Source organism: Weissella sp. LMG 11983 (assembly GCF_025908495.1).
In the GTDB taxonomy this organism is placed as follows: Bacteria; Bacillota; Bacilli; order Lactobacillales; family Lactobacillaceae; genus Weissella; species Weissella fermenti.
Genome location: NZ_JAOZFD010000001.1, coordinates 41933 through 66100, shown reverse-complemented (window position 1 = coordinate 66100; position 24168 = coordinate 41933). Strand labels below are relative to the sequence as shown.

Here is a 24168-nt window from a genome sequence, read left to right as displayed (position 1 = left end):
TCAGAGCCGTTCATCAATGAAACGCAAAATCGCGGACTTAGGATAACCCAATTTTTTATAATCTGTCACTAACCGTCGTGCAAACGCAATCGGCTCAATAGAATTGTACTTTTGATCAGTTAAAGTCAGATTATCTAGACGATTATTCAAACTGTCACCGTCGATGTGATGGACAACGTAGCCAGTCTTAGGATAAGCCTGTAATTTAAAAAAGGCTTGATACACAACGCGATGAACTAAGACGGTTTGATGCTTAAGTTCTCCCTGTTCGTCTAAATATGATAGCGACATTTCATAATAGCTTTTGCCATTTGGATGAACGATTCGCAATGTCCGAAGGTACATGATGCCGTCTAATTTGCGTTTGGCTACTCTGCCCATGTTCGAAACAAATATCTGACCTTGATGGGTCTTTACTGGTTGTCCGGATGGGAGGAACTCTACTTTAACGAATTCTTCACCAGGCAAAACGTCAATTAGCTTTGTTGTATAAACGTCGGTTGGTCTTTGTTTAGCCAACAGATGTTCAACCGCCTCCTCAGTAGAGGAAGCTACTTTAAGGCAATTTGATAATGAATTAGGTTTCACACCAACGTATTTTGCAAGAGCAGATTGGCTAGCAAATATTTGACCATTATAGGAAATTGATGTGTCAGTTGGATTTAGCAAATCATTCATTGCTTCAGTAACCGAACGTCCATGTCGCAGTCGCCAAGAAAAATTTGCCAGGTTTACGTTATAATCGTCCGTTAAATCACGTTGTGTTTTGTAAGTTTTGCCTTTGTATTCATATGGCCCTGTAATTCTAGTCATCACTATCCTCCAAAGGAAAGTCATAATTCAAAAGCAAATTTTGCAGTTCACCAATCATGCTTTCGAACATGTTATCTGGAAATCCGATACGGTTGTACAGCTCGAATGTCCGCCGTGCATCAACGATTGGTTCGTGTGTATTTTCTAGATGAGAAACTAACGCTAGATTTTCAAGGTGGTTATCTAGCGAGTCGCCGCTTATGTGATGGATAACCAACTTTTTGGGTAGAGGTTCATTATCGTGGAAAACCATGTAAATTAAACGATGTAACTTTTCATTTGTTGTATGTTTTGACGTTTTCGATTTGTACCCCAGATTCACCGAGTAATATTTTTTTCCAGATGTTTGATTGAGATTAAGGTCAACAAGCCACATTTGATTGTCTTTTGACTTACGACTCACTCGACCATAGTTTGAGACGAATATGGGCTCTGTCAGCGAAACCAACTGTCCTGATGGGAATTTAGTAACCTCACGCCATTCTTCGTCTGCCGCAATTGGCGTCATGATGGCTTTGTGCTTATTTCGTTTATCTTTACGGTTTAAAAGAAGCGAAATGGCTTCGTCAGGTGACATTTTATTATCGAGGTATTCACGTAATTTACTACCGCTAATCTTAAAATGGTTCGCAACCGAGTTGATACTTGGCCAAGATTTGCCAAAAGCAGTAACTGGTCTGGTTTTGAGCTGCTTTCTATTTCGAATTCTTTCTACGTCTTCATCAGTTAGAATTCCAGTGACAATAGTAGCTTTACCTACCTGTTCTTCGGGTAGGCATAAGTGCTTGGATAGGGCTCGAACAGAAGGGTAGGTAACATTGTGATAGGTTACTTTTCTGCTACTGCCTCCGTTTAGTTCTCGATCCTTCAGTAGTTTAATAGCATCTAAATGAGAAATATTTAGTTCGCTCATTACCTGCTGCATACTGGAATAATTGACTTCAGCGGCTTTGGCGACTTCAGTTAAATGTTTATAGTTTACACCGTTGTAAGGAAACCGTTTATGTAAATGAGCCAAATCTTTAGAAAGTACGCGTCCGCTGTGAAGGTGTCGTTTGATGGTGGTAGTGCTAACATTTAAGAAGTCTGCTGCCGATTGTATCGAAGGGAATAACTGATTATCAACGTACACGGGGTGAGATTTGCCATCCATACCTTGTGCTTTTAGCTCAAGCATTTCGGCGACGGCATAATCAGGATGTTGCCCGTTAAGAATTCGATTACGAAGTTGTTTTTCACCTACATCAGCAATAGCAGCGATGTCCTTAATATGTTCATAATATGCATTGTTGAATGGATATTTTGCCAAAATAATCACCTGCTTGTTATCAATTTGCATTGATAGTTATACAACGTTTAGAATGATTAATCAACACTTGATTTGTAATGATTAATCAAACGAATTGGTTTAAACAACGCTTTTGTGTCATTGATTAATCATTGCGTTAATCATATAATTGATTTGTGATTATCTGGACGGATTGGCGGCATATCTTTCAGATAAGTGACTAATGAGTCTGTTTTTTGAGTAAGAAAAACTAGGAGGATTCTGTAATGGATGACGACACACAGGACAAAATAAAACGTCTTATAGAGCAAAAGAGAATAGAGCGAAAAGATATTGAAGCCAGACAAAAGTTGTTGATTGATGTTGCAACTCCTGAAAAAATTTATCACCGAATTAAGGCGTTCGCAGATGAACAAGGTAAAAGTCTTCGCCAAGTAGCAACATTTGCGCGATTGAGTCCAAGCGCTATAGCACAATATAAACGTGGCGTTGAGCCAACTTACGTATCACTGCTCAAAATTGCGGGCGCTTTAGACACTGACTACGGGAAACTTATAAGTGATGATCCAGTGTTTCAAAGCCTTGTGCGTATTAGTGGCGTATACAAAAAAATATTCATCAAAGGGATAGGTGGAATTTCTTTTGATGAGCTAATTGATTACTTTAAGTCCGGTAAGTTGCCAGAAGATTCGGTGACAGCAATCGCGAATGAATTAGGGGTTTCAACGCAGTACTTGCGTACAGGAACTATCATTAATGATCACGACGAAAAAGTTGAAAAAATGATTGAGTTAAGCTACAAACGCGCCATGACTCCGAAGTACGATGAAATAGATATGTTGGCTGGCGTGGATGTTCAACGGAAAATAGTTAACGTGCCAGCTGAATTCAGTGTGACAAGTTGGGTTAACAAGATTCCAGATATAAGTGATAAAACACGCAGACGCATAGCAAAATACGTTAAAGCACAAATTATGTTGGATGAACTTGATCGGGAAGAGAAAGCTGAAAATGAAGCGCGAGAAGCAAGGAAGAAAGACTAAGCGGTCTGATGAACATCGAATGTCGCAAATGAATGAGTCAGAGAAGCTGAGGCAACAGAGAAGAGAAGAAAGGCCGAAAGGAATCTCTGAGGATACTGTGGATGATAATATAAAGAGGTTTGTAAATGATCATCATGATTTGATAGCGTTGTTGGCTATGCATGATAAAGGTTGATTGTGTGTGTAAATCAGCATCGAAGAAGTGCGAAATGTACAATACTAAGGGGATAATTGTGGAAAAACTAAGGAAGATGCCTTTTGAAGATATGGACAAAAAATTTCGGGAGCACAGAAATTTTCACAAACTAGCTGCTAAGTTGGTGGATTATGGATATGTAGTTAGCTGGTTGCCGGTTGATGATAAAGGAGCGGATATTGTAGCTGTTCATACCGTAACAAGCGACGTTATCAAAATACAATTAAAAGGCAGGGTGACTATCGATTCTGAATATTTTGGGAAAAATATATACATGGCTTTTCCTAAGTCTGATAGCGAGCCTAATAAAAATTGGGTAATTGTCCCACATGATGAACTTGTAAAGATATATACAACACCAGAAAATTGGCAAAAAAACCAAGGCAAATCATCAGGAAGTGTTCCTAATAAAATTTGGGGTCTAATTTGGGGTCTAGTGAAGGAAATGTCCGTTGTAGAACCTCTGAACTTTTAATTGAAAGTGCGAGAGTTGCAAGGGATTGAAAGCAGGGGAGAAAGATGGATCAAAGTACTTTAGAACAACTAATTGAATCAAAAGTTCAGGAAAATGAGTGGATTGATTACAAAGAAGAGTGGCAAGCTAATAAAGCGGCTCTGATGTCAAGACTCCGGACCTCTTTTTAGAGCCCGCTAGGGCTCGTACCACGAAAATTTTTCAAAATGACCTGATTTCGTACAGATTTTGGGTCATTTTTTAATGGGGTCCAGGGGTTTTGCCCCTGTGCCTGCCGGAGGCTATGGAGTTACGGTGGTCTAGTTTGGATTTTGTTGAATTTCACAAGTCTGAGGGTATAGCAAATAAGCACTGGTCAGAGTGATTTTTGGACTTCACAAAGTCAGTGCTTGTAAACGCCGGTGTATAGGCAAATTTGTATAATCGCGTTTATATCATCTAGAAATTGGTCTAGGCGGCATCACGGAGTGATATACGATTGTTGTTATACCAGTTGACGTACCATCCAACAGCGGCTTGCACATCAGCGATACTCTCGAAATCTGGTAGATCAGCTCCCTCTTGAGTAACGAGTGAAAACTTTCGATGCGGGCATTATCGTAAGGGTGCCCTTTACGGGAGTAAGAGTGCCTAATACCTATGGACTCCAGTGTATTTTCAAACAATTCGCTGGTATACTGGCTTCCCATATCGCTATGCACATACAGTGGTTTTTCACCTCGTCTTAGCGCCTTAACGATTACTGAGGTTGCTAGTTGAGCTGTCATCGTATCTGCGATTCGATACGACAGCACCTTACGGTCTTCCGGATCATATGCACTAGCCATGTAAACCCATGTCTTATCGGTCAACTGGATATACGTAATGTCAGTTGTAATTACGCCACTTAGGTCATCCAGATTGATAATGAGATTTGGCATCTGATCTTTGTCATTGACTGTTGTAGGCTTGTTATATCGCTTTTGCATACGCGATTTCAAGCCAGCTTCACTCATCAATTGCCATACAAAGCGGTCGCTGATTGCTAGTTTGAATAAGTCGCGCATGGTTTTAGCAATTCGTCGATAACCATAAATGCCTTTATTGGCTGTGTAAATTGATTCGACGGCAATTCTCAATTTGTTGTGTTGTATTTCTTGTGCGCTCGGCTCCCAATGGATCCAGTCAGAGTAAGTGGACATTGGAATTTTCAAAGCACTCAGAACGCGTGTGATGCGGTGCCCCTGTACCAAATTTTTGTGGATAATTGGTAAAACAACACTTCTACCGCGCAAAACTAATGTTTTGCCAGCAACACCGCCGCACGTTTTAAAATTTCGAGCTCTTCTTTCAAAATTGCGTTTTCCTTACGCAACTTCTTCAATTCATCAGCTGATATTGATTCGCCATTCACTTCTACAGGCGCATATTTTTTGACCCAATTCCGAATTGAATCGGCTGAAGGACCGTATTCCTTGGATAATTCATCGGGCCGACGGCCCGCTTTAACCATCTCCACGATGGACTTTTTAAAGTCCTCTTCATAACGTGTAACCATAAATAAAAATACTCCTATGATGATATTTTACCAAACTAGAAAAACTAGTCCGGAATCTCATCATAAGAGCAAGCTGAATTACTAAGAGATATTCTTAGTTTTGTGAATACTACCCATTCACGAGATGCTTACTTGATATATGGCGTAAGAGATGGCTCTTTTGAAGTTAAGGGTGTTGAAAAAGACGAAGTTGGCAGAAAAAATAAGCAACAACTAACAGATTGGCTGTCTAATATTTCGTTATCAGGGGGTGTACCGCAGTTTGACCTTGAAACGTTTGAAGTTAAAGGACATTCGGTTGACGTTCTAACGATTTTGAATACTAATAACGTGCCACAATACTTGACTAAACCGTACAAAGACGGGAAAAAGATCATGGGAGTAGGTCAAATCTTTTCAAGAACCAACGATTCCAATACACCTATTAATCAAACAGCAGACGTTGAACGTCTAGAATTTTTATTTAAAAAACGTTTAGGGTTACATGAAAGTATTGAGAAACGTTCTGATGTTAGTGGACCAGATTGATGATTGGTCTTATTTTGATGAGAGTTCAAAACTGATATATAAATTTGATCCTAATTTTTATATTCAAATTGAGGAATATGATGCTTCAGATCGCCGGATAAAACAAGGCGACTATTACCCTTGGTTGATTGACGTTGGCCCGGAGTGGACGATTAGAGAGTACGATACAGTAAAGTTTATGTATGGACAACACAAAATAATGGAAGTTGGCCCGTTGCTCTGGTTTGATAGATATAGGGGAGTTGTGATTGCCCCAGAATTGGGTGAAATTAATCACCGTCAAGAAAACACTGGGTACCGTTATCTGACTAAGGATAGCTTGAAATATAAATTTTTCAAACTTTTAAAAACTTCATGGAATGAGGTTATGTCAGAAGACTTTGATCAAGCTCATTACTCAACACGTGAAGCTCTGGAAAACATCGTTATCTTTGATAATGATGAAGATAGGCTTGAATTCGAGGCCCGTTTTTATGGTGACGTACTCATATCTGATTTAGAAACAATATTGGAGGCTAAACTGCTGCCTGATAAGGATGAGGCAAAAAGAATTATTGGTACAAACAATGAATATACTGAACATTCTATTGTTACTAATAATCTTTCACGAGCAATACAGCATAATTACGACAGGTATAAATAGCAATGGTAAATTAGTTGTTGATTGATCTTGGTCGTAGAAATATCTGGGGTTACCCAACACCTGAAACCGCTTCCGTGATAAAATATAAGTGTCAATTAAAGAATTAATGGACATTGGGGAGGTTTATCATGAAAGATATTTTGCCGGGTATGACGGTGCATTTGACGGTTGGTAATTATACCGACACGACGATCACGGTCAATGGTCACAAGATGACGTACACAAGCATCTACGAAATCGGGTTGGGGGACACGGTATGCATGTTTGATGCGGATACAGAGAACGAAACAGTTCGCTTGTTGAAGGTGCCAGTTCACCAATATTAATTTGATACGAAAAAACGGGCCAAGGGAAGTCGGCTGACTCTCCTTGGCCCGTTTGTGTTAGTGATTAACTGTATCAGAAGTTAAAAATGCGTCATCGCTGCAGTTTTCTTGATTGGTAGTGAATACTGATCAATCACTTGGTCAACATCTTCAACTGGTACGTGAAGCCAAAGCGCCACGCGTCCAGAGTTTGAACGGTTACTTGCCGTGGTAATCTTACTTGCTGCATACGCAATACGCACATCTTCTTCTGTTAATGCCATATTATTCTCCTTAAGAATCGAGTTGAAACGTCGCTAAATCGTGGTGCTTATTTACATTATTCATCTCTTTTCTTTGCTGAGCACACTATCTCCAATATCTAGTGTACTCGGAATAGTGCAATACCGTATATAAAAGGGAACATTATGAAGAAGACGCCCTAAAACTAGGACGCCCCGAAGTTCACCTTAAGCTGTAACATCCAACATCAACAAACGAATCTGTTTAATCCAACGCGCGTAGGTGGCGCGATGTATATTTAGGCGCGCGCATCGGTTGGTGACGGTATCTGTGGGATACTTAATCAAATCGATGATTACGCGTTCTAAGTCAGATTTGTTCTTTTCCCAGGTGACCAACTTGGCCAGTACTTGATGTAGTTCAAAACGGTCTAAAGCGTTTGAACTACGCAGATCTTCAACGTTTTCATCAGCTGGCTCAAAACAGGTATGGTCATCATACCGTTTGGCCTGCCGCTGAAAATCGCGTAGTCGCCAAAGTAGCAACCGATAAAGGGCATTATTCTTGCAAGGGGAGGGAACGTAGCCACCCATCAGTTGTAATAGGATAATTAACCGCAGTTCCTGATAGTAATCGTCGTAATCAGGTGACGTGCGGAAAACATGCCCGGCTTTGAGTACGCTGCGAATCATCATATCGTACTGCGGGAGTTGAGTTGCATAATCTACTTGTTGGACCATAAAGTCCTCCTTTCGTTTTACCGCTTTCGGCGTAACCAGATTCTTATTTCTGGCCGTTTACTATTAAAGCACATCTGTTTTGTCTGCAAACTGTGCAAAAACCCGCGAAAATCGCGTGAAGGAGTTCTGATTTATATAAATTAGAGCTGAAATCACGGTTGTTGGTCAAAGCAGATGGCGTTAAAAAAGACGTAGGGGAATATGTTTTATGATTAAGTACGAAATTGATCGGACTGGATATGTCGTTGGGTTGAGTGGTCTTCCGTTGGAGAAGGGTAACCGTCAGATTGAGATGTCAGCTGACCAAACCTTGGCCTTGCTGCCTGAACAACATGACAAGGGGTTTGCGACACGCATCGTGACGATGGATGGGGAAGTCCGTTTGGTTGCGAAGACGCCGCGTGCGTTGCTAGCTGAAATGGTGGCACGAAACTACTGGGGGACGCCGTTGGAAATTAATGCTTATTATGAGCTATATGAAAATGGTCATAAGCGCTTAAATAAGGCTCAAATTGGGGCAGGGGTCGCATTTTACCCAGTTATTGATTCGGGGCGCAATACCAGTTGGATCAATGTGTCTGTGATTACTGGTGTAACTGGAACTGCTCGGGGGTCGATTATTGAAACGTCGGTTGGTATTAATTTTAAGGTGACGAAGAATGTTGATAATGTGCGGGCTGATTTAGCAGCTATTCGCGTTATTAGTCATTGGATGTGCCAGGTGAATGGGGCAAATCGTTATATTCAGGAACGCAGTATCTTGAATTGGTTAAGCTGGCCAAAACATGCACCACTCAATCTGGATGTAGTTGTGCTTGAACGGCTAAGAATTTGTTTGTTTTTGGGACATCTATTGACGCATTGCTCGATTAGCCCGAAATGTCATCAAGTCCTCACTGAGTTGGCTGAGGATATACTGGCCGGTAAGTACGAAGATTTCCGTCGTGTCAATATCGATAAGTTGCAGGCTTTGTTTGTTAATGAATAGAATTGGACGCCCTGGAGCTTTTGCTCTGGGGTTTATTTTTTTGCGTAACAATGTGCATTCACATGGAGAAAGTTTCTTTGAAATTTATGGTTAAAAATTTGAAGTAGAGCAGACTTCGAATCGGTAGTATCCTAATATTGTTGGGATTCGTTAATTCTGCGCAATTCGTGGTATCTAAGCATTGACATCGTTTTGGTGTTTAGTTGCGCGACAGTATGAAAAGGAGTAAGGATATGGTTAAGAGTGGTTTAGATGATGCTAATAAGTATCTTTTGTATCAAGGTGAGGATCAGAATGAAATTGATGAAATAAAGGTTGCATCTTTATTAAATGAATACTTAACGGCGAACATTAATTTAAGTGTCTTGTTAGGGTCCGGGTCATCAATTTTATCTATTCCAATCATGGGGACTACGTTTAAGGAGTATAAAAACCAATTAGTCGGTACTGAAAAGGATAATCTTGAATATCTAATGGGTAGATACATAGAAACAAAAATGGGGGCATCTGATTCAAATGTGGAAAACATTGAATTATTTTTGTCATGGCTTAGTGCACGTATTGAAGGTATGGCTGAAGCTGAGTTGATTAAAGGGGAAAATAAGATTAAAGATGACCTTATTCAAAAGCTATTGTTGTCTGTGAAATCAGGATATTACGATGAAGTGAATGGGCGTGTTACAAATAATAGTAAGAAATCGTTGCCTTTGTATCGAGATTTCATTTCAAAATTGGTTACTACGCGGGCGAATGCTGACGATTCTCATGATGTAGTGAATATTTTTACGCCCAATTATGATTTATATGTCGAAAAGGCTTTGGATGAAGTGGGGCTACCTTATACAGACGGTTTTAGGTCGGGGTTGGAGTCGGAGTTTAACATCGCCGAGTATGGACGTAGGGTTGTTGACACAACAAAACGTTACAGGGATAAATGGTCAACCGTTAGTCCTTTTTTTAGGGTATACAAGCTACACGGATCGTTAAACTGGCAAAAAGATTTAAACGGACGAGTGAAAAAAGTATATGGAATGGGGAATGGCTCAGAGGAATTGCTGATTGCTCCAACAAGCTCAAAATACGCAGATACTCAGGGATTTCCGTTTTCTGATTTGTTTAGGGAGTTGTCTGTTGAGATGCTGAAACCGAATACAGTTTTATTGATTAATGGATATGGTTTCGGTGACGAACATATTAATAATTTCTTGATTCAAGCGTTAGGTCGTCCCGATTTCACTATGATAGCCTTTATAGAACCAACTGCACAGCAATTGAAATTTGTTGAATCGGTTAAAGGACGTTTTGGAGCGATATTTGTGTCTAACGCTAAAAACCCAAATTATAACTCTCTCAATCCAGATGAAGATGGTAACTGGGAATACTTGGATAATAAAGCCCATTACTTTTCTTCATTAATCAAGTTCATGAATTTTGGTTTGGAAAATGAAGGTGAATAGATATGAATGAAAAATGGCCGATTGGAACGATTACATTGGTTTCTGAAGGAATTGTGGAGTACTCAGCAAAACATTCGGATTTAGAAACACGAATTAGTAATGGTAGAGTGCAGGAAATTAAAGGAGTTGGAGATTTTGTGTATGCATCAATTGCAGTCAGCTCAATCTTGTTATTACGTGTTTTTAAAGCGAGAATTGCCGGATTTGGTGAAGATGAACGAGAGAGTTCATTTATTCAGAGTGATAAAGTGATTTTTTCTGCAGAACCAATCGGTGTGCTTGGTAAAGATGGATTCGTATCAGGTGCTGGGAATTTTCCGCTGGTGGGAGACAACATATATGCTGCTGATGATCGTGTAATTGACCGTATTTTTTCTAATATCGGTGATCATTTAGTGAGCTTGGGGACAGTTAATAATTATGATAGAGTGCACCCTGATCTTAATCTACAAAAAATATTAACTTCTCACATTGCGATACTAGGTAACACAGGTTCTGGTAAGTCAACTACGCTCCGTACATTGTTACAAAAAATTGCCGATATTCAGAAGCAACTTAATCCTTTAGTGAAATTTTTTGTCTTTGATGTCCACGGGGATTATGAGGGATTAGAATTTACTACGGATATAGAAGTAACGCAAAAGCATTTGCCTCTTAATAAATTACGTTTGGATGACTGGGCTGCGGCTTTGCTACCGAGTGAGAAAACGCAACGACCTTTATTGGCGAGAGCGTTGAATATAGCTCGCATTTTACCGACGAACTCCCAGGTGGTGTATGCTTTGCTTGCTAGAGATGCGTTAGATAATACGACACAAGAAGGCCTTGCCACTTTGAAGAGGCTTGTGACGAGGTGGGTAAAAAAAGCATTTCCAGCTGATGAGACGATTAGGGAAGACTTAAAAAATTGGAAGTTGAATTATGGAAACGAAACGGGATGGGAGCCTATAGTTAAAAAAATTCGTGAGTATTTAGATACCGTTCAATTTGATAGTGTGGACGCAATAATAAAGTCTGTTAATAAAAATAACTCTTTTAACTTGGATGATTTAGAGGAAGCCTTTGAAGTTGTTTTTGGTGAGGAAGAAGTTAAAGGCAATCGACGAATTCGTGGCAATTCTGAGACATTCATGGCCCGGTTTAGAAATTTAAAGACGCGATATGGTCATGAAGCGGGGATATTAAACGAGCAACATGGGGAGGAATTAACATTAAGAAATGGTGATTCGTCTCGTGAAACAAAAATATATGTTTTAAATCTGTTCGGCCTAGACGATGATGCGTTAAGAATAGTATCGACGTACCTTGCAAGACAGGTTTTTGAATTTAACCGAAGTAGGTTCCAAAGTCAATCTGAAAAAGCCACGATGCCGTTTGATTATTTGTATCTAGATGAGGCGCATCGATATGTCCGAAATTTGGATGATGATTCGTCTACGATATTTGAAACAATAGCACGCGAAGGTCGGAAATTTAGTGTGTACTTAGGCGTAGTAAGTCAGATTCCTAATGAGTTATCGAGAGTTGTTATGTCACAAGTTGGAGCTTTTTTCATTCATAGGATTCAAAATTCTCTGGATTTGGATTACATTAGACGAAATGTTCCAGCGGCAACAAATGGCATGGTTGCTCGTTTACCGAGTTTACCGTCTGGAACAGCGCTGTTATCGGGAAATGCATTTGATGTTCCTTTTGAAATTAAGATTCAGGCTGGTTCACTAGGAGACGCCTCTAAGTCTCGTAATCCGATTCAGAAAGTGAAGGATTCTGAGTAAGTGTTGTATTGATACATGTGATAAGCCACCTAAATATAGGGCGTATACACGGAAATATAATCAATGACATACATTTTAACTTGCTATTATACGGATTTGAGTAGCAGAAGAGGAATGAAAAATTTTTTGTGGGTATCATAATGTCATGCAAACACGTCGTTTTGGGTATAACCGCAATTAATCAAAACGCAAACGGTAGCAACGTCCCTTGTAGGTGTGCACTGGAATAAGTGATTATCGACGAGGGAGAAGTTGAAATGGTTGTTAATTTTACCAATGCGGCTGAATTTTTCATGATTTTAAGCGCAATTATTGCTTCAGTCTTGATGCTACTGTACAGGGGTGCTTTTCGAAAGAGCGGTAACTTCAAAGTTATGGGCGGTCTCAAGAAAAAGTATAGTGTCGCATTTTTGCCAATCGCACTAATGCTTGCCATCGCTTTGTCTACCGATATTGTCAAGGCTACGTATTATCCAGTGATTGCTGACGTTGTGATTATTATTTTCGCAGTCGTCGGCATCGTTGGGCTGGCGACATTGAAAATGGATGACTCTAAAAGTGATGCTGCGATGGCACGGACGTTCGGATTATTTCGAAGCACGTTCATCATGTATACTTTCACATTTGAGATCATGATTCTTAGCATGCCATAACGAATGTTGAACAGAGTTCTGAAATATTTCGGGATGTTGTTTTTTTAGTTGAAATCGACCATTTTTTGACTAATCCTGATAGATTACTCGAATTTCGTTGTAACCGCTTACAACTGTTGGTATGCTGAATACGTATTAGACAGAATAAGATGTACGGGGGATACAACATGTACAAGTCAACGATTCCAACCGGTTTTCCAGAAGGGTTCTTATGGGGTGGTGCGACGGCTGCCAACCAATATGAGGGTGCTTGGAATGAAGATGGCAAGGGATTAAGCACGGCCGAAGTGGTGAAGAAGGCTGAAAAGCGTACGGATATGAATTTGGGTAATATCACGCTTGAAGATATTGAAATCGCAATTGCGGACAAGACGGATGAAAACTACCCAAAGCGTCGCGGGGTTGATTTCTACCACCGCTTTGAAGAAGATTTGGCGTTGATGGGCGAAATGGGTGCGAAGGCATTCCGTATTTCATTGGCTTGGACGCGTATCTTCCCGAATGGTGATGAGACGGAGCCGAACGAAGCTGGCTTGGCCTTCTATGACAAGGTTTTTGAAACAATGGCCAAGTACGGCATTGAACCCGTGGTGACGTTGTCACACTACGAGAGTCCAATCCATTTGACGGTGACGCGTAATGGTTGGGTTGATCGTGCAACGATTGCGGACTTTAACCGCTTTACGGAAACGGTCTTCCGTCGTTACAAGGGCAAGGTGAAGTACTGGTTGACGTTTAACGAAATCAACACCGGTTCATTTGGCTTCCACGAAACGGGGGCGGTTGATACTGGCTTGTCATATGACGAGCAACTGCAAATTCGTTACCAATCATTGCACCACCAATTTGTGGCCAGCGCGATTGCAACGAAGCAAGTTCATGAAATTGATCCGGAAGCGAAGATTGGTGCGATGTTGGCGCGTATGCAAACATACCCAGCTACGCCAAATCCGGCCGATGTGCAAGCTGCCCAAGTGCAAGATGAGTTGAACTTGTTCTTCACGGATGTGCAAGTACGTGGTGAGTATCCTGAGTTCATGAATTGTTACTTTGCGGAGCATAACGTGAAGATTGCGATGGCTGACGATGACGAGGCAATTTTGAAGGCGCACCCAGTCGACTTCTTGAGCTTCAGTTACTACATGTCAACGGTGACATCTGCCGGTGATAGTGAAGCGGATGCGCTTGGTAACATGGCCGTTGGTGGTCGTAACCCATACTTGGAGGCTTCTGATTGGGGGTGGCAAATCGACCCAATCGGTTTGCGTATTGCCTTGAACGAGATGTGGGACCGCTACCGTGTGCCATTGTTCATCGTTGAAAACGGGTTGGGCGCGGTTGATGAAATTGCTGAAGATGGTGGCATTCATGACACGTACCGTATCGATTACCTCCGCAAGCACATCGAGCAAATGCGTGAGGCGATTATCGACGGTGTGGATTTGATGGGTTACACCATGTGGGGAATCATTGACTTGGTGTCATTCTCAACATCAGAAATGTCAAAGCGTTACGGTGTGGTTTACGTGGATCAAGATGATGCCGGTAACGGAACATTGGAGCGTAAGAAGAAGGATTTATTCGCGTGGTACAAGCAGGTTATCGCGACGAATGGGGATGATTTGAATTAATGAAGGAACGTGTCTGCTGTGTTGGTGGGCACGTTTTTTGTTAGAATTTAGTCAAAGGCTATGGGGAGGCTGGACTATGACTAAAAATTTTCAACAATTTGTGGCGTCTCATAAGCGTGATGAACGTAAAATGCCGTTCGGACCGGTGGTGATAGGGCCGCTGCTGTATCCTTTTTTCAAAGATGTACTTGAACCGGTACCGGAAGTTATGGTAAATGATGATGGTTTGCCTGTTGTTGTCACTAAGGATGATTTATTGTACTTTTTGAAGCATGATATTTCGCCTTTTGTGACGGTGGGGATGGCGAATAAGACGATGTGGGAAGCGGTGAATGCTGTTAAAGCAGCGTCACGTTCGGAATGGACCAAGAGCGGAACTGGGTTATTTATGTTGCCGACTCGTTTGATTGAAAAACGCATTAAACAGTCAGTGATGCTGAGGTTTGCTCGTGGTAAAGAGTTTGTGACGCAGATTGGCAAGCTTGAGAAGATTACGGCTAAATTTGCAGAGGGTGACCTGGATAAGCAGCCTGAACAGACTACTTGGTATTTAGGCTAAATGCGTGACTGATTTAGGTGCATTTTTAAGTTTCATCACGTAAGCTATACCTATATACATACCATTGAGGGGGACTATGATAATGGCGAAAATGAGCGATGGTTTTCAATCTTTGAAGCAAAGTGCGGGCCGTATGGGTGAGTCGGTGAAGGCGAAGACGGTTGAAACACGCGTGAACATGATTGTGAATCGCAAGTTGCAACAACCATTCAAGGCGTTGAAGCAAACGCGCCGGGTGGCCATTCAGCAGTTGGCGGAGTTATATAAGAATAACAAAATTAGCACGAGTGAATTCGACGCAGTAGCTTTGCAATATGAAACGCAGTTGGTAGCGGGCGCGAATGAAGCGTTGCGCCACATGGTTGTGTCATTTATGACGGATGAAGCGACAAAGCAATTCGATTTTGACTCAGATTTGATTCACGATGTGCAATTAACGCCGATGACACCAGCTAAGTACGTGAAGATTACGCCAAATGCGACAGCAAATGCCTTGAGCAAGTCATCAAAGCGCGCGATGGTTTTGCAAGCGGGTACGATGGCTGCCCGACAGGCAGCTAAGTTGCGCAAAACAGCTGCTACAACACCGAAGAAGGGCAACCCATTGGTGAAGAATGTGGCTGTTGATCTGGCGGTCGCTGGGGTTGGCTTTGCCATTGATTTGGTTGAGAACCAAGTGATGGCACGCAAGCAGTTCAAGGTATCTGGTCTATTAACGGAGTACGAACAAGTTTTGCAACAGGTCGCTGAGCAAGTCGAAGTCTTCAAGGCCAGCCTGCAGGTGGTGGATGGTCAATTGAAGTTGTTGCCACTGGCGGAACTGATTGACGATGATAATGATGAGATTTAATCGATGCATTAGTAGTTGCTATGGTAGCTACTTGTCTGTCTGAAGGTGATATCGCCACTTTAGTCTTGTTTTTCAGACTTAAATAAATTAAAATTACGGTACGATAAAAAGAGGTGTCAGCGATGGAGCTGGCATCTCTTTTGTGGTTTATGGGGATTTGTTGACAGCGTTGACTGTTAGTAAGGGGGATGAAATGGTAAAAGAACGATATGTTACTTATGATGAGTTTCAAGAGTTCAAGCGAACTGATATTCAAGAGATGAAAGATGATATCCGTGATTTACAGAAGAATGTTTCTGAGATTAGCAAGGACGTTGGCCATCTGTCGGGCAAAATTGATGTACTGACAGCTCGATTTGACGATTTCACAAAGTCGATTACATGGTACAAATATGTGTTCTTGGTTGCAGTACTGGCGCCAGTTGCAGAAAGGATTTTCAATCATCTGTTCTAGAAAAAAGGAAGTACCGATTTGGCACTTCCTAATAAATACTATTTACTTGGCTGCGTTGTAACCATCGATAATGGCGTTAACGTTGGCGACGTTTTCTGCGACCCAGTCAGCCAATGTTGATGTGGTGTACAAGCGGTTCTCAGTGTGATCACCGTGTCGTGAATCAAGCACCAACGTTTCAGAATCAGTGACAAAGCGACCGTTGAACACAGCTTCGTCCGTGTGGGCAATCGTACCGATTTCAGACAAGGCAACGAACTTGTCAGTACCATTAAATTGGTTAAGTGGCGTTAGACCCATGAACAACAAGCCATTTTCTTCAAAACTAATCACGAAATTCTTACCCGTGAAAGCGTTAAAGGCGCCAATCACATCTTCAAGCTTGTGATTAGCTTCGATGTAAGCGACGTTGGTTGTGTCAGCGGGGTAACCCAATTCTTGTTTCTTTGCGGCGATATCCGCAGCGTTAAAAGCACTTGCCATGACGAACTCCTAAAATTTTGATGCAATTAGTTTAGCATAATGCCCGGTATGACTGGGTTGAAAAGGGAACTTGTCGTTTTTGTTCACTATTATGCAAAAAATGGTGATTGTATTTACCAGTAACTCTGTTACACTAATCATGAATTAAATATTCACCACTGGGGGAGCCATTTGGCTGAGACGGTATGACCGGACCCTTTGAACCTGTTGAGTTAAGACTTGCGTAGGGAAGTGATGGTAGACCGACCAGATAAGACTATCCAATCGATCAATCCGTTTCTTTATACGCGGGTTGGTCGATTTTTTTGTCTATTCTGGAGGAATTATGAACACTTTACTGACCAACGTCCGTGAGCAACAACCGCTCGTGCTGAACATTGCAAATTTTGTGACGATGCAACACGTAGCGGATGCGATTAACGTTGTGGGCGCTTCGCCTTTGATGACCAATGAACCACAAGAAGCTGCCGAACTAGTTAGCGTTTCGTCAGCGGTCGTTTTGAACATTGGTACGCTGTCCGAAGCGCAATGGCCGTTATTTTTGGCAGTTGGCCAAGCGGCTAATCAACAAAACAAGCCGGTAATTTTAGATCCGGTTGCGGTGGGGATGCCGTACCGCGCGCAGTTTGTGCGGCGGTTATTGGAGAAGGTGCATGTTGATATCATCCGAGGCAATGCCAGTGAAATTGCGTGGTTTGCTCAGGCGGAAGTGGCAGGTCGCGGGATTGATACCTTGGACCAAGAAACACATCAACAAGAAGCTGAGTTAGCTGCTAAAAACACCGGTGCTGTAATTGTGCAAACTGGCGTGGTTGACGTGATAACTAACGGTACGAAAACACAGACGGTGCATACGAATTCACCTTTGTTGACGATTAATGTGGGTGCTGGCGATATGTTGAGTGGTTTGATCGGCGCGTTTTCATCTGTGACGGACGACTACTTTGCGGCTGGTGTTGCCGCTACTGAGTTATTTGGTGAAGCCGGTGAACGAGCATCCGCTCAAGTGAATCAGTTGCCGGGTCATTTTATTGGTGCTTTATTCAATGAACTGTATACGATGACCCAAGTGGAGGTGGTGACGCGATGATTGATGTTACGCAGGTATTGACGGTAGCGGGCGTCGACTCTAGCGGTGGTGCTGGGGCCAATGCGGATTTGAAAACATTCCACAATCAAGGTGTTTATGGCGCTTCCGTCATTACGGGTTTGACAGCGCAAAATACATTGGGTGTACAAAACATTTTGCCAACGCCAACGGAATTTATTAGTGACCAATTTAGCAGTGTTTTAAGCGACCTAAATATTCGCGCACTAAAAACAGGTGCGTTGTTTGATGCCGAGCGGGTGCAAGTCGTTGCGAGCGAAATTGCTAAATCCGGCGTGGTACATGTGGTTGTTGATCCCGTGATGGTTGCAAAAGGCGGCGCTAAGCTACTGACTGATGATGCAATTGAAGCGGTCAAAACCGAGTTGTTTCCACTGGCGACGGTGGTGACACCAAACTTGGCTGAAGCCGCCGTTCTTTTGAATCGACCAATTGAGACGGTGGATGACATGATAGTTGCCGCGTATGATCTGCAACAACTGGGGCCGAAAAACGTGGTGTTAAAGGGCGGTCATCTGAATGACAGTCGCTCTAATGATGTGGCGGATTACGTGGTGTTTGCTGATGGCACAGGACGTTGGTACCACGCGTCACGCATTGAGACGAACCGCACGCATGGTACGGGCGATACGTTGTCCGCGTTTATTACTGCGCATCTTGCGCAAGGTGAAACGTTAGTAGACATCATGCCGCGGGCCAAAGCGTTTATGAACACCGCGATTGCTGAAAGTATTGCCGTGGGTCATGGCCACGGCCCACTAAATCATTGGGTGACGGTATGAAAAAAGAACTTTTACAGCGATATTTTGTTGCCGGCTCGCAGAATTTCCCGGATTTAACGTTGGCTGAATATGAAGAACGCATTGCCCTTATTATGAAATCAGGTATTACCGCGTATCAGTTTCGTGAAAAAATCCTGACTTGTCGACTGATGAAAAAAGAGCTTTAGCAATGCGCTTAAGAGAAAAGGCGCGCGAATTGGATGTGCCGTTTATTGTTGATGATGACGTTGCATTGGCGTTGGCTGTTGAAGCGGACGCCAATGCAACGTCGGCCAAGATGATATGCCAATTGCGGATGTTGTGAAGCGGATTGCTGGGCAGATGATTGTGGGACTATCGGTTCGCAATGAGACCGAAATGGTAGCTGCCCAGTCTGTGGCGGGAATTGATTATCTAGGTGTTGGACCAGTTTTTGCGACGACAACGAAGGTTGATGCCGCCGCACCGCTGGGATTGAAAGGTCTTGCGACAACCTTGAGTGCTAATACAACACAACTACCAATCGTTGCAATCGGTGGCATCAAACTTGAAGACTTACTTGCATTGCAGCGAGCGGGTGTCGACGGTGTTGCCGTCATTAGTTTATTGAGTGAAGCACGAAATGTTCGCGCAGTGATTAATGATATGAAAGAAAAGTGGGGCATGTTATGACGCGTGAAGAATTAATGCCAATTCGTGATAATATGATGGCCGCGATTATGCAAGAACCGTTTGTCCAAGGTATTCGGAATGGAAAAATATCACAAGCTAGTCGTGATTATTACGTTGCGCAAGACCATTATTATGTCGATGTGTTTATGAGGTTGTTAGACCAAACGAATGTACAACTACCATTAGAACTAAGAAGAAAAGAGATGACGGCGTCGAATGAGAGTGATGCGCATCTGGGGCTTGCACCAAGTGAGCAGTATCAACAAATTGCAGTAGGTGAGCATAATACAAGTTATCTCAATCATCTGCGGGCCACGGTGGCGCAAGGCGATCCACTAGCAAGCATGTTAGCTTTGTTACCGTGCACAGAATCATACGGCTTGATTGCACAAGACTTGCAACAGCAAGGTGTCGCTTCAAATGGGTTTAACGTTTGGGTGGACTATTATACAAATCAGGCATATCAGTCTGTCATTGACTGGAGTTGGCGGACTGTTGACCAGCTATTTGCTCAGAAGCAATCTGCACCGGCTGACTATGCCAGCATTTATGAAACGTCATATCAGCATGAATTAGCGTTTTGGCAGGCCGCTAATCAATGACACGGACAATCTGAAGAAAATCATCCCACAAAACGGTCTATATAATTCAGCGACGGGTAAAGAATTGCAGATGAACATTTTGAATGAGTCAACTATGCTTGTACTTGTGAGAGGGTTTAGTAGTTTCCTGTATTCTCCTAAACTAATGATGTTGTGGGTGATGTGAGTTACTCATAAGGGCGCGCTTCCATTAGCGTGCCTTTTTTGTGTTTGCAGGTATAATGAAAGAAAGCGAGCAAATGGAGGGGACTATGAAAACAATTGTGATTACTGGTGCTAGTGATGGTATCGGGGCCGCTGCCGCTAAGGAATTGGTTAGCCTTGGACATCAAGTGGTGATTGTTGGACGCAACCCAGAAAAAACAGCGACCGTCGCAACTGAACTTGGCATGCCGTATCATTTGGCCGATTTTACGAAGTTGGCTGATGTTAAGCGCTTGGCTGATGAGCTACGTCAGTATGACCACATTGATGTGCTGGCAAATAATGCAGGTGGCATCATGGGTGATCGTACATTAACGGCTGACGGCTTTGAAAAGACGTTCCAAGTGAACCACTTGGCTGGTTTCCTTCTGACGAATCTACTATTAGATAAATTGTTGGCTGATCATGCAACGGTCATTCAAACGTCAAGCATTGCTGCGAACTTATTCGTGAAGACATTTGATGTAGATAATGTGAATCTCGCTCGTGAGTATACGTCGGAAAAGGCGTACGGTTATGCGAAATACGAAAACATTCTATTCACTCGTGAACTACAACGCCGCTATGGTGATCAATTAACCGCCGTTGCGTTCCATCCTGGCGTGGTCCGCACAAGTTTTTCATCTGAATCAAACACGTTTATGCGTTGGTTATACCGCACACCATTGAAGTATCTAGGTACAATTAGTCCCAAACGCAGTGCCAAGCGTTTGGTAAACTTGGCCCTTGGCGTACCGGGTACAGATTTCATTGCCGGTGAAGTATATGATGGTAAGAAGTTGCTACCAGTCAAAGTAGTAGATGACGGTAATGCAAATGCACGTCAGTTGTGGGAAGAATCTGCTAAGATGGTGGCGCAGTTTACTTCTATATAGAAGAAACGAGGTTATGATGAGTAACAAGCAAATGATTTTCTGGGGACCGGAACTATTAAAAGTGGCAGCACTAGGTGTATTGGATATGGCGGATGGTCGTTTGTATCGCGTTGCTGACCGACGTTTAACTTTTCGTAGTACGCCAAGTGCGGCCGTGGCGACTGCTGAAGGCGTGACGGATGATAACCCGCAACCGTTAATCGTTAAAGAGTTTACGGTGACAGCAGAACAAGTCCGTGAAATAGAGACGCTGTTGCCGGAGTTCGATGTGATTGATGTGCTGGGGATGCTAGAACTACAAGCGCACGTTACTGATGAACACCATGAGATGAAACAGAGTTATATTGCCGATTTTAAAGAAACGTTCGAATCAGAGATTGGTCACCGTGACTTCGCGGCATATTTACGTGATGCGACTTATCGTTATGCCGATTAGTTGAGAGATGAGGAAGAGAATGGAAAAGAAGAACATTAAATTGGGGATGACGGTACTCGCAGTGTTGTTATTCCTGGTCGCAATCGTCGTGATGTTTGTGACGCATAGTAAGGAAGTTACATCAGGACTCGTTTTTATCGGTTTAGTGATTGGCTACTATGCAGCAAAGGTTAAGTAAGGAAAGATAAGAACAATGTATTTCGACTTTAAGATGGTGGATCTAGCGGATGGTATGCAAGAATTGCGTATTGCTCGACATGAGGGCGTACCAATGACTCAGCACACTCGTATTGCGCTATCACAAAAATTGGCAAAGACGATGGGATTCGACTATCGCTCACTACCAATGTTAGCGGCACCGGATGTTTCGGCCTATTACGCCGTGACATCGGAAAAAGCATCGGGTGACCTAGAAGTCATTATGCGTAATGCGATGGATAATGAACCGGAAGCATTTGTTGTTGCAGATTGGGAATCATATCTAGAAGGTGGCGAAGGTGAGTTTGGACCATTTTTGTTTGCGATGTTCGATGAATGGCTTCATGTACCAGAGGCACGTGACCTATATCAAATTTCATCATTGGAATTTGAAAACCAGTCCAGCGGACCGTGGGCGTTCTACCAAGCGCCACGAGAAATCACAAAGCAGATGGTTGCGGATAATCGCGACTTCGATAGCGAATTACGCCGTCGAATCCAAGAAACGGTTAACAAAGATTTGTATTACGATAAGTAAGAATGTGGTTGTCCCTGATTAGGGATAACCACTTTTCTGTTTTATGGGGTGAATTAGTTGACGTTTTGAGGTAAATAAGAGTAGTATATTTAAGTTGTCTTTTGGGTGTTTTGCCCACGTCCTTATGGGTTAAGAAAAAGGGTGTTGACAATATCAAATCTCTTCTGTAATATATATTAAATTGTTTCGGATGTATGAAGAATCCATGAACAAGCAATGAAAAAGAATTGAAATTGATTGTTGACAATCACGTTTCACTTCTGTATTATAGATTAAGTCGTCAGGGCGACGGCGTAGGTCATTGAAAACTGAATATCGTTTCGATGAAACAAATGTGTAGGGTCATCAAGCTAAGTTTGATGCAAAAACATTTGCGAAGTCAATTCGCTAGTAAATTCGTTTAACTTCTGTTAAACAACAAAAATTGAGTTATACTCAAACTTCAAATTGAGAGTTTGATCCTGGCTCAGGATGAACGCTGGCGGCGTGCCTAATACATGCAAGTCGAACGCTTTGTGGTTCAACTGATTTGAAGAGTTTGCTCAGATATGACGATGGACATTGCAAAGAGTGGCGAACGGGTGAGTAACACGTGGGAAACCTACCTCTTAGCAGGGGATAACATTTGGAAACAGATGCTAATACCGTATAACAATGACAACCGCATGGTTGTTATTTAAAAGATGGTTCTGCTATCACTAAGAGATGGTCCCGCGGTGCATTAGCTAGTTGGTAAGGTAATGGCTTACCAAGGCGATGATGCATAGCCGAGTTGAGAGACTGATCGGCCACAATGGGACTGAGACACGGCCCATACTCCTACGGGAGGCAGCAGTAGGGAATCTTCCACAATGGGCGAAAGCCTGATGGAGCAACGCCGCGTGTGTGATGAAGGGTTTCGGCTCGTAAAACACTGTTGTAAGAGAAGAATGACATTGAGAGTAACTGTTCAATGTGTGACGGTATCTTACCAGAAAGGAACGGCTAAATACGTGCCAGCAGCCGCGGTAATACGTATGTTCCAAGCGTTATCCGGATTTATTGGGCGTAAAGCGAGCGCAGACGGTTATTTAAGTCTGAAGTGAAAGCCCTCAGCTCAACTGAGGAATTGCTTTGGAAACTGGATGACTTGAGTGCAGTAGAGGAAAGTGGAACTCCATGTGTAGCGGTGAAATGCGTAGATATATGGAAGAACACCAGTGGCGAAGGCGGCTTTCTGGACTGTAACTGACGTTGAGGCTCGAAAGTGTGGGTAGCAAACAGGATTAGATACCCTGGTAGTCCACACCGTAAACGATGAGTGCTAGGTGTTTGAGGGTTTCCGCCCTTAAGTGCCGTAGCTAACGCATTAAGCACTCCGCCTGGGGAGTACGACCGCAAGGTTGAAACTCAAAGGAATTGACGGGGACCCGCACAAGCGGTGGAGCATGTGGTTTAATTCGAAGCAACGCGAAGAACCTTACCAGGTCTTGACATCCCTTGACAACTCCAGAGATGGAGCGTTCCCTTCGGGGACAAGGTGACAGGTGGTGCATGGTTGTCGTCAGCTCGTGTCGTGAGATGTTGGGTTAAGTCCCGCAACGAGCGCAACCCTTATTACTAGTTGCCAGCATTCAGTTGGGCACTCTAGTGAGACTGCCGGTGACAAACCGGAGGAAGGTGGGGATGACGTCAAATCATCATGCCCCTTATGACCTGGGCTACACACGTGCTACAATGGCGTATACAACGAGTTGCCAACCCGCGAGGGTGAGCTAATCTCTTAAAGTACGTCTCAGTTCGGATTGTAGGCTGCAACTCGCCTACATGAAGTCGGAATCGCTAGTAATCGCGGATCAGCACGTCGCGGTGAATACGTTCCCGGGTCTTGTACACACCGCCCGTCACACCATGAGAGTTTGTAACACCCAAAGCCGGTGGGGTAACCTTCGGGAGCCAGCCGTCTAAGGTGGGACAGATGATTAGGGTGAAGTCGTAACAAGGTAGCCGTAGGAGAACCTGCGGCTGGATCACCTCCTTTCTAAGGAAAATCGGAAACCTACACATTCACGAAACGATATTCAGTTTTGAGTGATTTACACTCAAACTTAGTTCTTTGAAAACTGAATCATAA

The 24168-nt window shown here is 42.8% G+C and carries 31 protein-coding genes, 1 rRNA gene, 1 pseudogene and 1 riboswitch; of the genes and pseudogenes, 25 read left to right on the top strand and 8 right to left on the bottom strand.

All coding sequences use genetic code 11. The features are described from left to right. Positions 1-813 carry an HNH endonuclease signature motif containing protein gene (locus tag OIT45_RS00465; protein ID WP_199405021.1) on the bottom strand — a complete coding sequence of 271 codons (813 nt, stop codon included), beginning with the start codon at positions 811-813 and terminating at the stop codon, positions 1-3. Continuing rightward, on the bottom strand, positions 806-2122 hold the full coding sequence (locus OIT45_RS00460) for an HNH endonuclease signature motif containing protein (RefSeq protein WP_264339756.1): 1317 nt from the start codon (positions 2120-2122) through the stop codon (positions 806-808). The genes OIT45_RS00465 and OIT45_RS00460 overlap by 8 nt, the downstream gene beginning before the upstream one ends. Before the next feature lie 245 nt (positions 2123-2367). On the opposite strand from OIT45_RS00460, the gene OIT45_RS00455 reads away from it, so the two are divergent. From OIT45_RS00455 to OIT45_RS00445, 3 genes are all read left to right on the top strand, one after another. Then, entirely contained in the window at positions 2368-3144 is a 777-nt protein-coding gene (locus OIT45_RS00455; protein ID WP_199405023.1) for a helix-turn-helix domain-containing protein, read from the top strand. 233 nt (positions 3145-3377) lie between these two features. Then, the gene (locus OIT45_RS00450) at positions 3378-3815 is read left to right on the top strand and encodes a hypothetical protein (RefSeq protein ID WP_264339755.1); all 438 of its coding nucleotides are present in this window, start codon (positions 3378-3380) and stop codon (positions 3813-3815) included. Between the two features lie 44 nt (positions 3816-3859). Continuing rightward, entirely contained in the window at positions 3860-3985 is a 126-nt protein-coding gene (locus OIT45_RS00445; RefSeq protein WP_264330337.1) for a hypothetical protein, read from the top strand. Positions 3986-4265: 280 nt separating this feature from the next. Here OIT45_RS00445 and OIT45_RS00440 read toward each other — a convergent pair whose 3' ends face one another. The 3 genes and pseudogenes from OIT45_RS00440 to OIT45_RS00430 all read right to left on the bottom strand — a co-directional run bounded on the left by OIT45_RS00440 (position 4266) and on the right by OIT45_RS00430 (position 5352). After that, a complete protein-coding gene (locus OIT45_RS00440) occupies positions 4266-4337 on the bottom strand; it encodes a hypothetical protein (RefSeq protein ID WP_264340011.1) in 72 nt (23 codons plus the stop codon). 59 nt (positions 4338-4396) lie between these two features. Continuing rightward, positions 4397-5008, bottom strand: a pseudogene (locus OIT45_RS00435) (DDE-type integrase/transposase/recombinase); the annotation flags it as partial. An 83-nt stretch (positions 5009-5091) separates the two neighbouring features. Then, the gene (locus OIT45_RS00430; protein WP_199404344.1) at positions 5092-5352 is read right to left on the bottom strand and encodes a transposase; all 261 of its coding nucleotides are present in this window, start codon (positions 5350-5352) and stop codon (positions 5092-5094) included. A gap of 90 nt (positions 5353-5442) precedes the next feature. Between OIT45_RS00430 and OIT45_RS00425 the strand changes: the two genes are divergently transcribed. The 3 genes from OIT45_RS00425 to OIT45_RS00415 all read left to right on the top strand — a co-directional run bounded on the left by OIT45_RS00425 (position 5443) and on the right by OIT45_RS00415 (position 6849). Next, a complete protein-coding gene (locus OIT45_RS00425; RefSeq protein WP_413743294.1) occupies positions 5443-5880 on the top strand; it encodes an RNA-binding domain-containing protein in 438 nt (145 codons plus the stop codon). After that, positions 5861-6523, top strand: coding sequence for a hypothetical protein (locus OIT45_RS00420; RefSeq protein ID WP_264339754.1), 663 nt, complete (start codon positions 5861-5863; stop codon positions 6521-6523). Before OIT45_RS00425 ends, OIT45_RS00420 begins: the two co-directional genes overlap by 20 nt. A 128-nt stretch (positions 6524-6651) precedes the next feature. Then, positions 6652-6849 (top strand): hypothetical protein, encoded by a 198-nt coding sequence (locus tag OIT45_RS00415; RefSeq protein ID WP_003610589.1) that lies wholly within the window; start codon positions 6652-6654, stop codon positions 6847-6849. An 80-nt stretch (positions 6850-6929) separates the two neighbouring features. On the opposite strand, the gene OIT45_RS00410 is transcribed toward OIT45_RS00415, so the two are convergent. Together OIT45_RS00410 and OIT45_RS00405 are read right to left on the bottom strand one after the other, a co-directional pair. Continuing rightward, positions 6930-7112, bottom strand: coding sequence for a hypothetical protein (locus OIT45_RS00410; protein ID WP_003610585.1), 183 nt, complete (start codon positions 7110-7112; stop codon positions 6930-6932). 186 nt (positions 7113-7298) lie between these two features. Beyond that, positions 7299-7811 carry a hypothetical protein gene (locus OIT45_RS00405; RefSeq protein WP_199404787.1) on the bottom strand — a complete coding sequence of 171 codons (513 nt, stop codon included), beginning with the start codon at positions 7809-7811 and terminating at the stop codon, positions 7299-7301. 208 nt (positions 7812-8019) lie between these two features. On the opposite strand from OIT45_RS00405, the gene OIT45_RS00400 reads away from it, so the two are divergent. The 8 genes from OIT45_RS00400 (at position 8020) to OIT45_RS00365 (ending at position 16178) form a co-directional block, all read left to right on the top strand. Further along, a complete protein-coding gene (locus tag OIT45_RS00400) occupies positions 8020-8799 on the top strand; it encodes a hypothetical protein (protein ID WP_199404786.1) in 780 nt (259 codons plus the stop codon). 233 nt (positions 8800-9032) lie between these two features. Beyond that, on the top strand, positions 9033-10256 hold the full coding sequence (locus OIT45_RS00395; protein WP_264339753.1) for an SIR2 family protein: 1224 nt from the start codon (positions 9033-9035) through the stop codon (positions 10254-10256). 2 nt (positions 10257-10258) lie between these two features. Beyond that, positions 10259-12031, top strand: coding sequence for an ATP-binding protein (locus OIT45_RS00390; protein WP_199404784.1), 1773 nt, complete (start codon positions 10259-10261; stop codon positions 12029-12031). A 257-nt stretch (positions 12032-12288) separates the two neighbouring features. Continuing rightward, the gene (locus OIT45_RS00385) at positions 12289-12684 is read left to right on the top strand and encodes a hypothetical protein (protein ID WP_199404783.1); all 396 of its coding nucleotides are present in this window, start codon (positions 12289-12291) and stop codon (positions 12682-12684) included. Positions 12685-12851: 167 nt separating this feature from the next. Continuing rightward, positions 12852-14315, top strand: a complete 1464-nt coding sequence (locus OIT45_RS00380; protein ID WP_264339752.1) for a glycoside hydrolase family 1 protein — start codon at positions 12852-12854, stop codon at positions 14313-14315. A 76-nt stretch (positions 14316-14391) separates the two neighbouring features. Beyond that, on the top strand, positions 14392-14874 hold the full coding sequence (locus tag OIT45_RS00375) for a hypothetical protein (RefSeq protein ID WP_199404781.1): 483 nt from the start codon (positions 14392-14394) through the stop codon (positions 14872-14874). 82 nt (positions 14875-14956) lie between these two features. Continuing rightward, a complete protein-coding gene (locus tag OIT45_RS00370) occupies positions 14957-15724 on the top strand; it encodes a hypothetical protein (protein WP_199404780.1) in 768 nt (255 codons plus the stop codon). Positions 15725-15917: 193 nt separating this feature from the next. Further along, positions 15918-16178: a hypothetical protein gene (locus OIT45_RS00365; RefSeq protein ID WP_135797671.1), complete on the top strand. Its 261-nt coding sequence runs from the start codon at positions 15918-15920 to the stop codon at positions 16176-16178. Between the two features lie 42 nt (positions 16179-16220). Here OIT45_RS00365 and OIT45_RS00360 read toward each other — a convergent pair whose 3' ends face one another. Beyond that, complete coding sequence (locus OIT45_RS00360) at positions 16221-16661, bottom strand: hypothetical protein (protein ID WP_199404779.1); 441 nt, start codon at positions 16659-16661, stop codon at positions 16221-16223. Positions 16662-16811: 150 nt separating this feature from the next. Next, positions 16812-16908, top strand: a riboswitch (TPP riboswitch). Positions 16909-16986: 78 nt separating this feature from the next. Between OIT45_RS00360 and thiM the strand changes: the two genes are divergently transcribed. From thiM to OIT45_RS00305, 11 genes are all read left to right on the top strand, one after another. After that, positions 16987-17751 carry a hydroxyethylthiazole kinase gene (gene thiM / locus OIT45_RS00355; protein ID WP_199404778.1) on the top strand — a complete coding sequence of 255 codons (765 nt, stop codon included), beginning with the start codon at positions 16987-16989 and terminating at the stop codon, positions 17749-17751. Then, the gene (gene thiD / locus OIT45_RS00350; RefSeq protein ID WP_199404777.1) at positions 17748-18551 is read left to right on the top strand and encodes a bifunctional hydroxymethylpyrimidine kinase/phosphomethylpyrimidine kinase; all 804 of its coding nucleotides are present in this window, start codon (positions 17748-17750) and stop codon (positions 18549-18551) included. The genes thiM and thiD overlap by 4 nt, the downstream gene beginning before the upstream one ends. After that, positions 18548-18718, top strand: coding sequence for a hypothetical protein (locus OIT45_RS00345; RefSeq protein ID WP_264339751.1), 171 nt, complete (start codon positions 18548-18550; stop codon positions 18716-18718). Before thiD ends, OIT45_RS00345 begins: the two co-directional genes overlap by 4 nt. A 2-nt stretch (positions 18719-18720) precedes the next feature. Further along, positions 18721-18855 (top strand): hypothetical protein, encoded by a 135-nt coding sequence (locus OIT45_RS00340; RefSeq protein ID WP_264339750.1) that lies wholly within the window; start codon positions 18721-18723, stop codon positions 18853-18855. Next, entirely contained in the window at positions 18834-19202 is a 369-nt protein-coding gene (locus tag OIT45_RS00335) for a thiamine phosphate synthase (RefSeq protein WP_264330331.1), read from the top strand. Before OIT45_RS00340 ends, OIT45_RS00335 begins: the two co-directional genes overlap by 22 nt. After that, positions 19199-19804 carry a TenA family protein gene (locus OIT45_RS00330; RefSeq protein ID WP_264339749.1) on the top strand — a complete coding sequence of 202 codons (606 nt, stop codon included), beginning with the start codon at positions 19199-19201 and terminating at the stop codon, positions 19802-19804. The genes OIT45_RS00335 and OIT45_RS00330 overlap by 4 nt, the downstream gene beginning before the upstream one ends. Positions 19805-20055: 251 nt before the next feature. Then, positions 20056-20883 (top strand): SDR family NAD(P)-dependent oxidoreductase, encoded by an 828-nt coding sequence (locus OIT45_RS00325; protein WP_242458299.1) that lies wholly within the window; start codon positions 20056-20058, stop codon positions 20881-20883. A 13-nt stretch (positions 20884-20896) separates the two neighbouring features. Next, entirely contained in the window at positions 20897-21319 is a 423-nt protein-coding gene (locus tag OIT45_RS00320; protein ID WP_264339748.1) for a hypothetical protein, read from the top strand. Between the two features lie 19 nt (positions 21320-21338). Then, positions 21339-21497, top strand: coding sequence for a hypothetical protein (locus OIT45_RS00315; protein ID WP_167471005.1), 159 nt, complete (start codon positions 21339-21341; stop codon positions 21495-21497). A gap of 15 nt (positions 21498-21512) precedes the next feature. Next, positions 21513-22055: a hypothetical protein gene (locus OIT45_RS00310; protein WP_199404773.1), complete on the top strand. Its 543-nt coding sequence runs from the start codon at positions 21513-21515 to the stop codon at positions 22053-22055. 443 nt (positions 22056-22498) lie between these two features. Further along, positions 22499-24075 (top strand): 16S ribosomal RNA (locus OIT45_RS00305). Positions 24076-24168 lie beyond the last annotated feature (93 nt).

Bases quoted from the DNA above. Each gene is read 5' to 3' on its own strand.
- OIT45_RS00445 (WP_264330337.1), top strand. From the start codon at position 3,860: ATGGATCAAAGTACTTTAGAACAACTAATTGAATCAAAAGTTCAGGAA.
- OIT45_RS00405 (WP_199404787.1), bottom strand. From the start codon at position 7,811: ATGGTCCAACAAGTAGATTATGCAACTCAACTCCCGCAGTACGATATG.
- OIT45_RS00455 (WP_199405023.1), top strand. From the start codon at position 2,368: ATGGATGACGACACACAGGACAAAATAAAACGTCTTATAGAGCAAAAG.
- OIT45_RS00325 (WP_242458299.1), top strand. From the start codon at position 20,056: ATGAAAACAATTGTGATTACTGGTGCTAGTGATGGTATCGGGGCCGCT.
- OIT45_RS00430 (WP_199404344.1), bottom strand. From the start codon at position 5,352: ATGGTTACACGTTATGAAGAGGACTTTAAAAAGTCCATCGTGGAGATG.
- OIT45_RS00380 (WP_264339752.1), top strand. From the start codon at position 12,852: ATGTACAAGTCAACGATTCCAACCGGTTTTCCAGAAGGGTTCTTATGG.
- OIT45_RS00400 (WP_199404786.1), top strand. From the start codon at position 8,020: ATGATTAAGTACGAAATTGATCGGACTGGATATGTCGTTGGGTTGAGT.
- thiD (WP_199404777.1), top strand. From the start codon at position 17,748: ATGATTGATGTTACGCAGGTATTGACGGTAGCGGGCGTCGACTCTAGC.
- thiM (WP_199404778.1), top strand. From the start codon at position 16,987: ATGAACACTTTACTGACCAACGTCCGTGAGCAACAACCGCTCGTGCTG.
- OIT45_RS00310 (WP_199404773.1), top strand. From the start codon at position 21,513: ATGTATTTCGACTTTAAGATGGTGGATCTAGCGGATGGTATGCAAGAA.
- OIT45_RS00340 (WP_264339750.1), top strand. From the start codon at position 18,721: ATGCGCTTAAGAGAAAAGGCGCGCGAATTGGATGTGCCGTTTATTGTT.
- OIT45_RS00410 (WP_003610585.1), bottom strand. From the start codon at position 7,112: ATGGCATTAACAGAAGAAGATGTGCGTATTGCGTATGCAGCAAGTAAG.
- OIT45_RS00375 (WP_199404781.1), top strand. From the start codon at position 14,392: ATGACTAAAAATTTTCAACAATTTGTGGCGTCTCATAAGCGTGATGAA.
- OIT45_RS00415 (WP_003610589.1), top strand. From the start codon at position 6,652: ATGAAAGATATTTTGCCGGGTATGACGGTGCATTTGACGGTTGGTAAT.
- OIT45_RS00385 (WP_199404783.1), top strand. From the start codon at position 12,289: ATGGTTGTTAATTTTACCAATGCGGCTGAATTTTTCATGATTTTAAGC.
- OIT45_RS00420 (WP_264339754.1), top strand. From the start codon at position 5,861: ATGTTAGTGGACCAGATTGATGATTGGTCTTATTTTGATGAGAGTTCA.
- OIT45_RS00345 (WP_264339751.1), top strand. From the start codon at position 18,548: ATGAAAAAAGAACTTTTACAGCGATATTTTGTTGCCGGCTCGCAGAAT.
- OIT45_RS00335 (WP_264330331.1), top strand. From the start codon at position 18,834: ATGCCAATTGCGGATGTTGTGAAGCGGATTGCTGGGCAGATGATTGTG.
- OIT45_RS00320 (WP_264339748.1), top strand. From the start codon at position 20,897: ATGATGAGTAACAAGCAAATGATTTTCTGGGGACCGGAACTATTAAAA.
- OIT45_RS00365 (WP_135797671.1), top strand. From the start codon at position 15,918: ATGGTAAAAGAACGATATGTTACTTATGATGAGTTTCAAGAGTTCAAG.
- OIT45_RS00395 (WP_264339753.1), top strand. From the start codon at position 9,033: ATGGTTAAGAGTGGTTTAGATGATGCTAATAAGTATCTTTTGTATCAA.
- OIT45_RS00315 (WP_167471005.1), top strand. From the start codon at position 21,339: ATGGAAAAGAAGAACATTAAATTGGGGATGACGGTACTCGCAGTGTTG.
- OIT45_RS00370 (WP_199404780.1), top strand. From the start codon at position 14,957: ATGGCGAAAATGAGCGATGGTTTTCAATCTTTGAAGCAAAGTGCGGGC.
- OIT45_RS00465 (WP_199405021.1), bottom strand. From the start codon at position 813: ATGACTAGAATTACAGGGCCATATGAATACAAAGGCAAAACTTACAAA.
- OIT45_RS00330 (WP_264339749.1), top strand. From the start codon at position 19,199: ATGACGCGTGAAGAATTAATGCCAATTCGTGATAATATGATGGCCGCG.
- OIT45_RS00390 (WP_199404784.1), top strand. From the start codon at position 10,259: ATGAATGAAAAATGGCCGATTGGAACGATTACATTGGTTTCTGAAGGA.
- OIT45_RS00360 (WP_199404779.1), bottom strand. From the start codon at position 16,661: ATGGCAAGTGCTTTTAACGCTGCGGATATCGCCGCAAAGAAACAAGAA.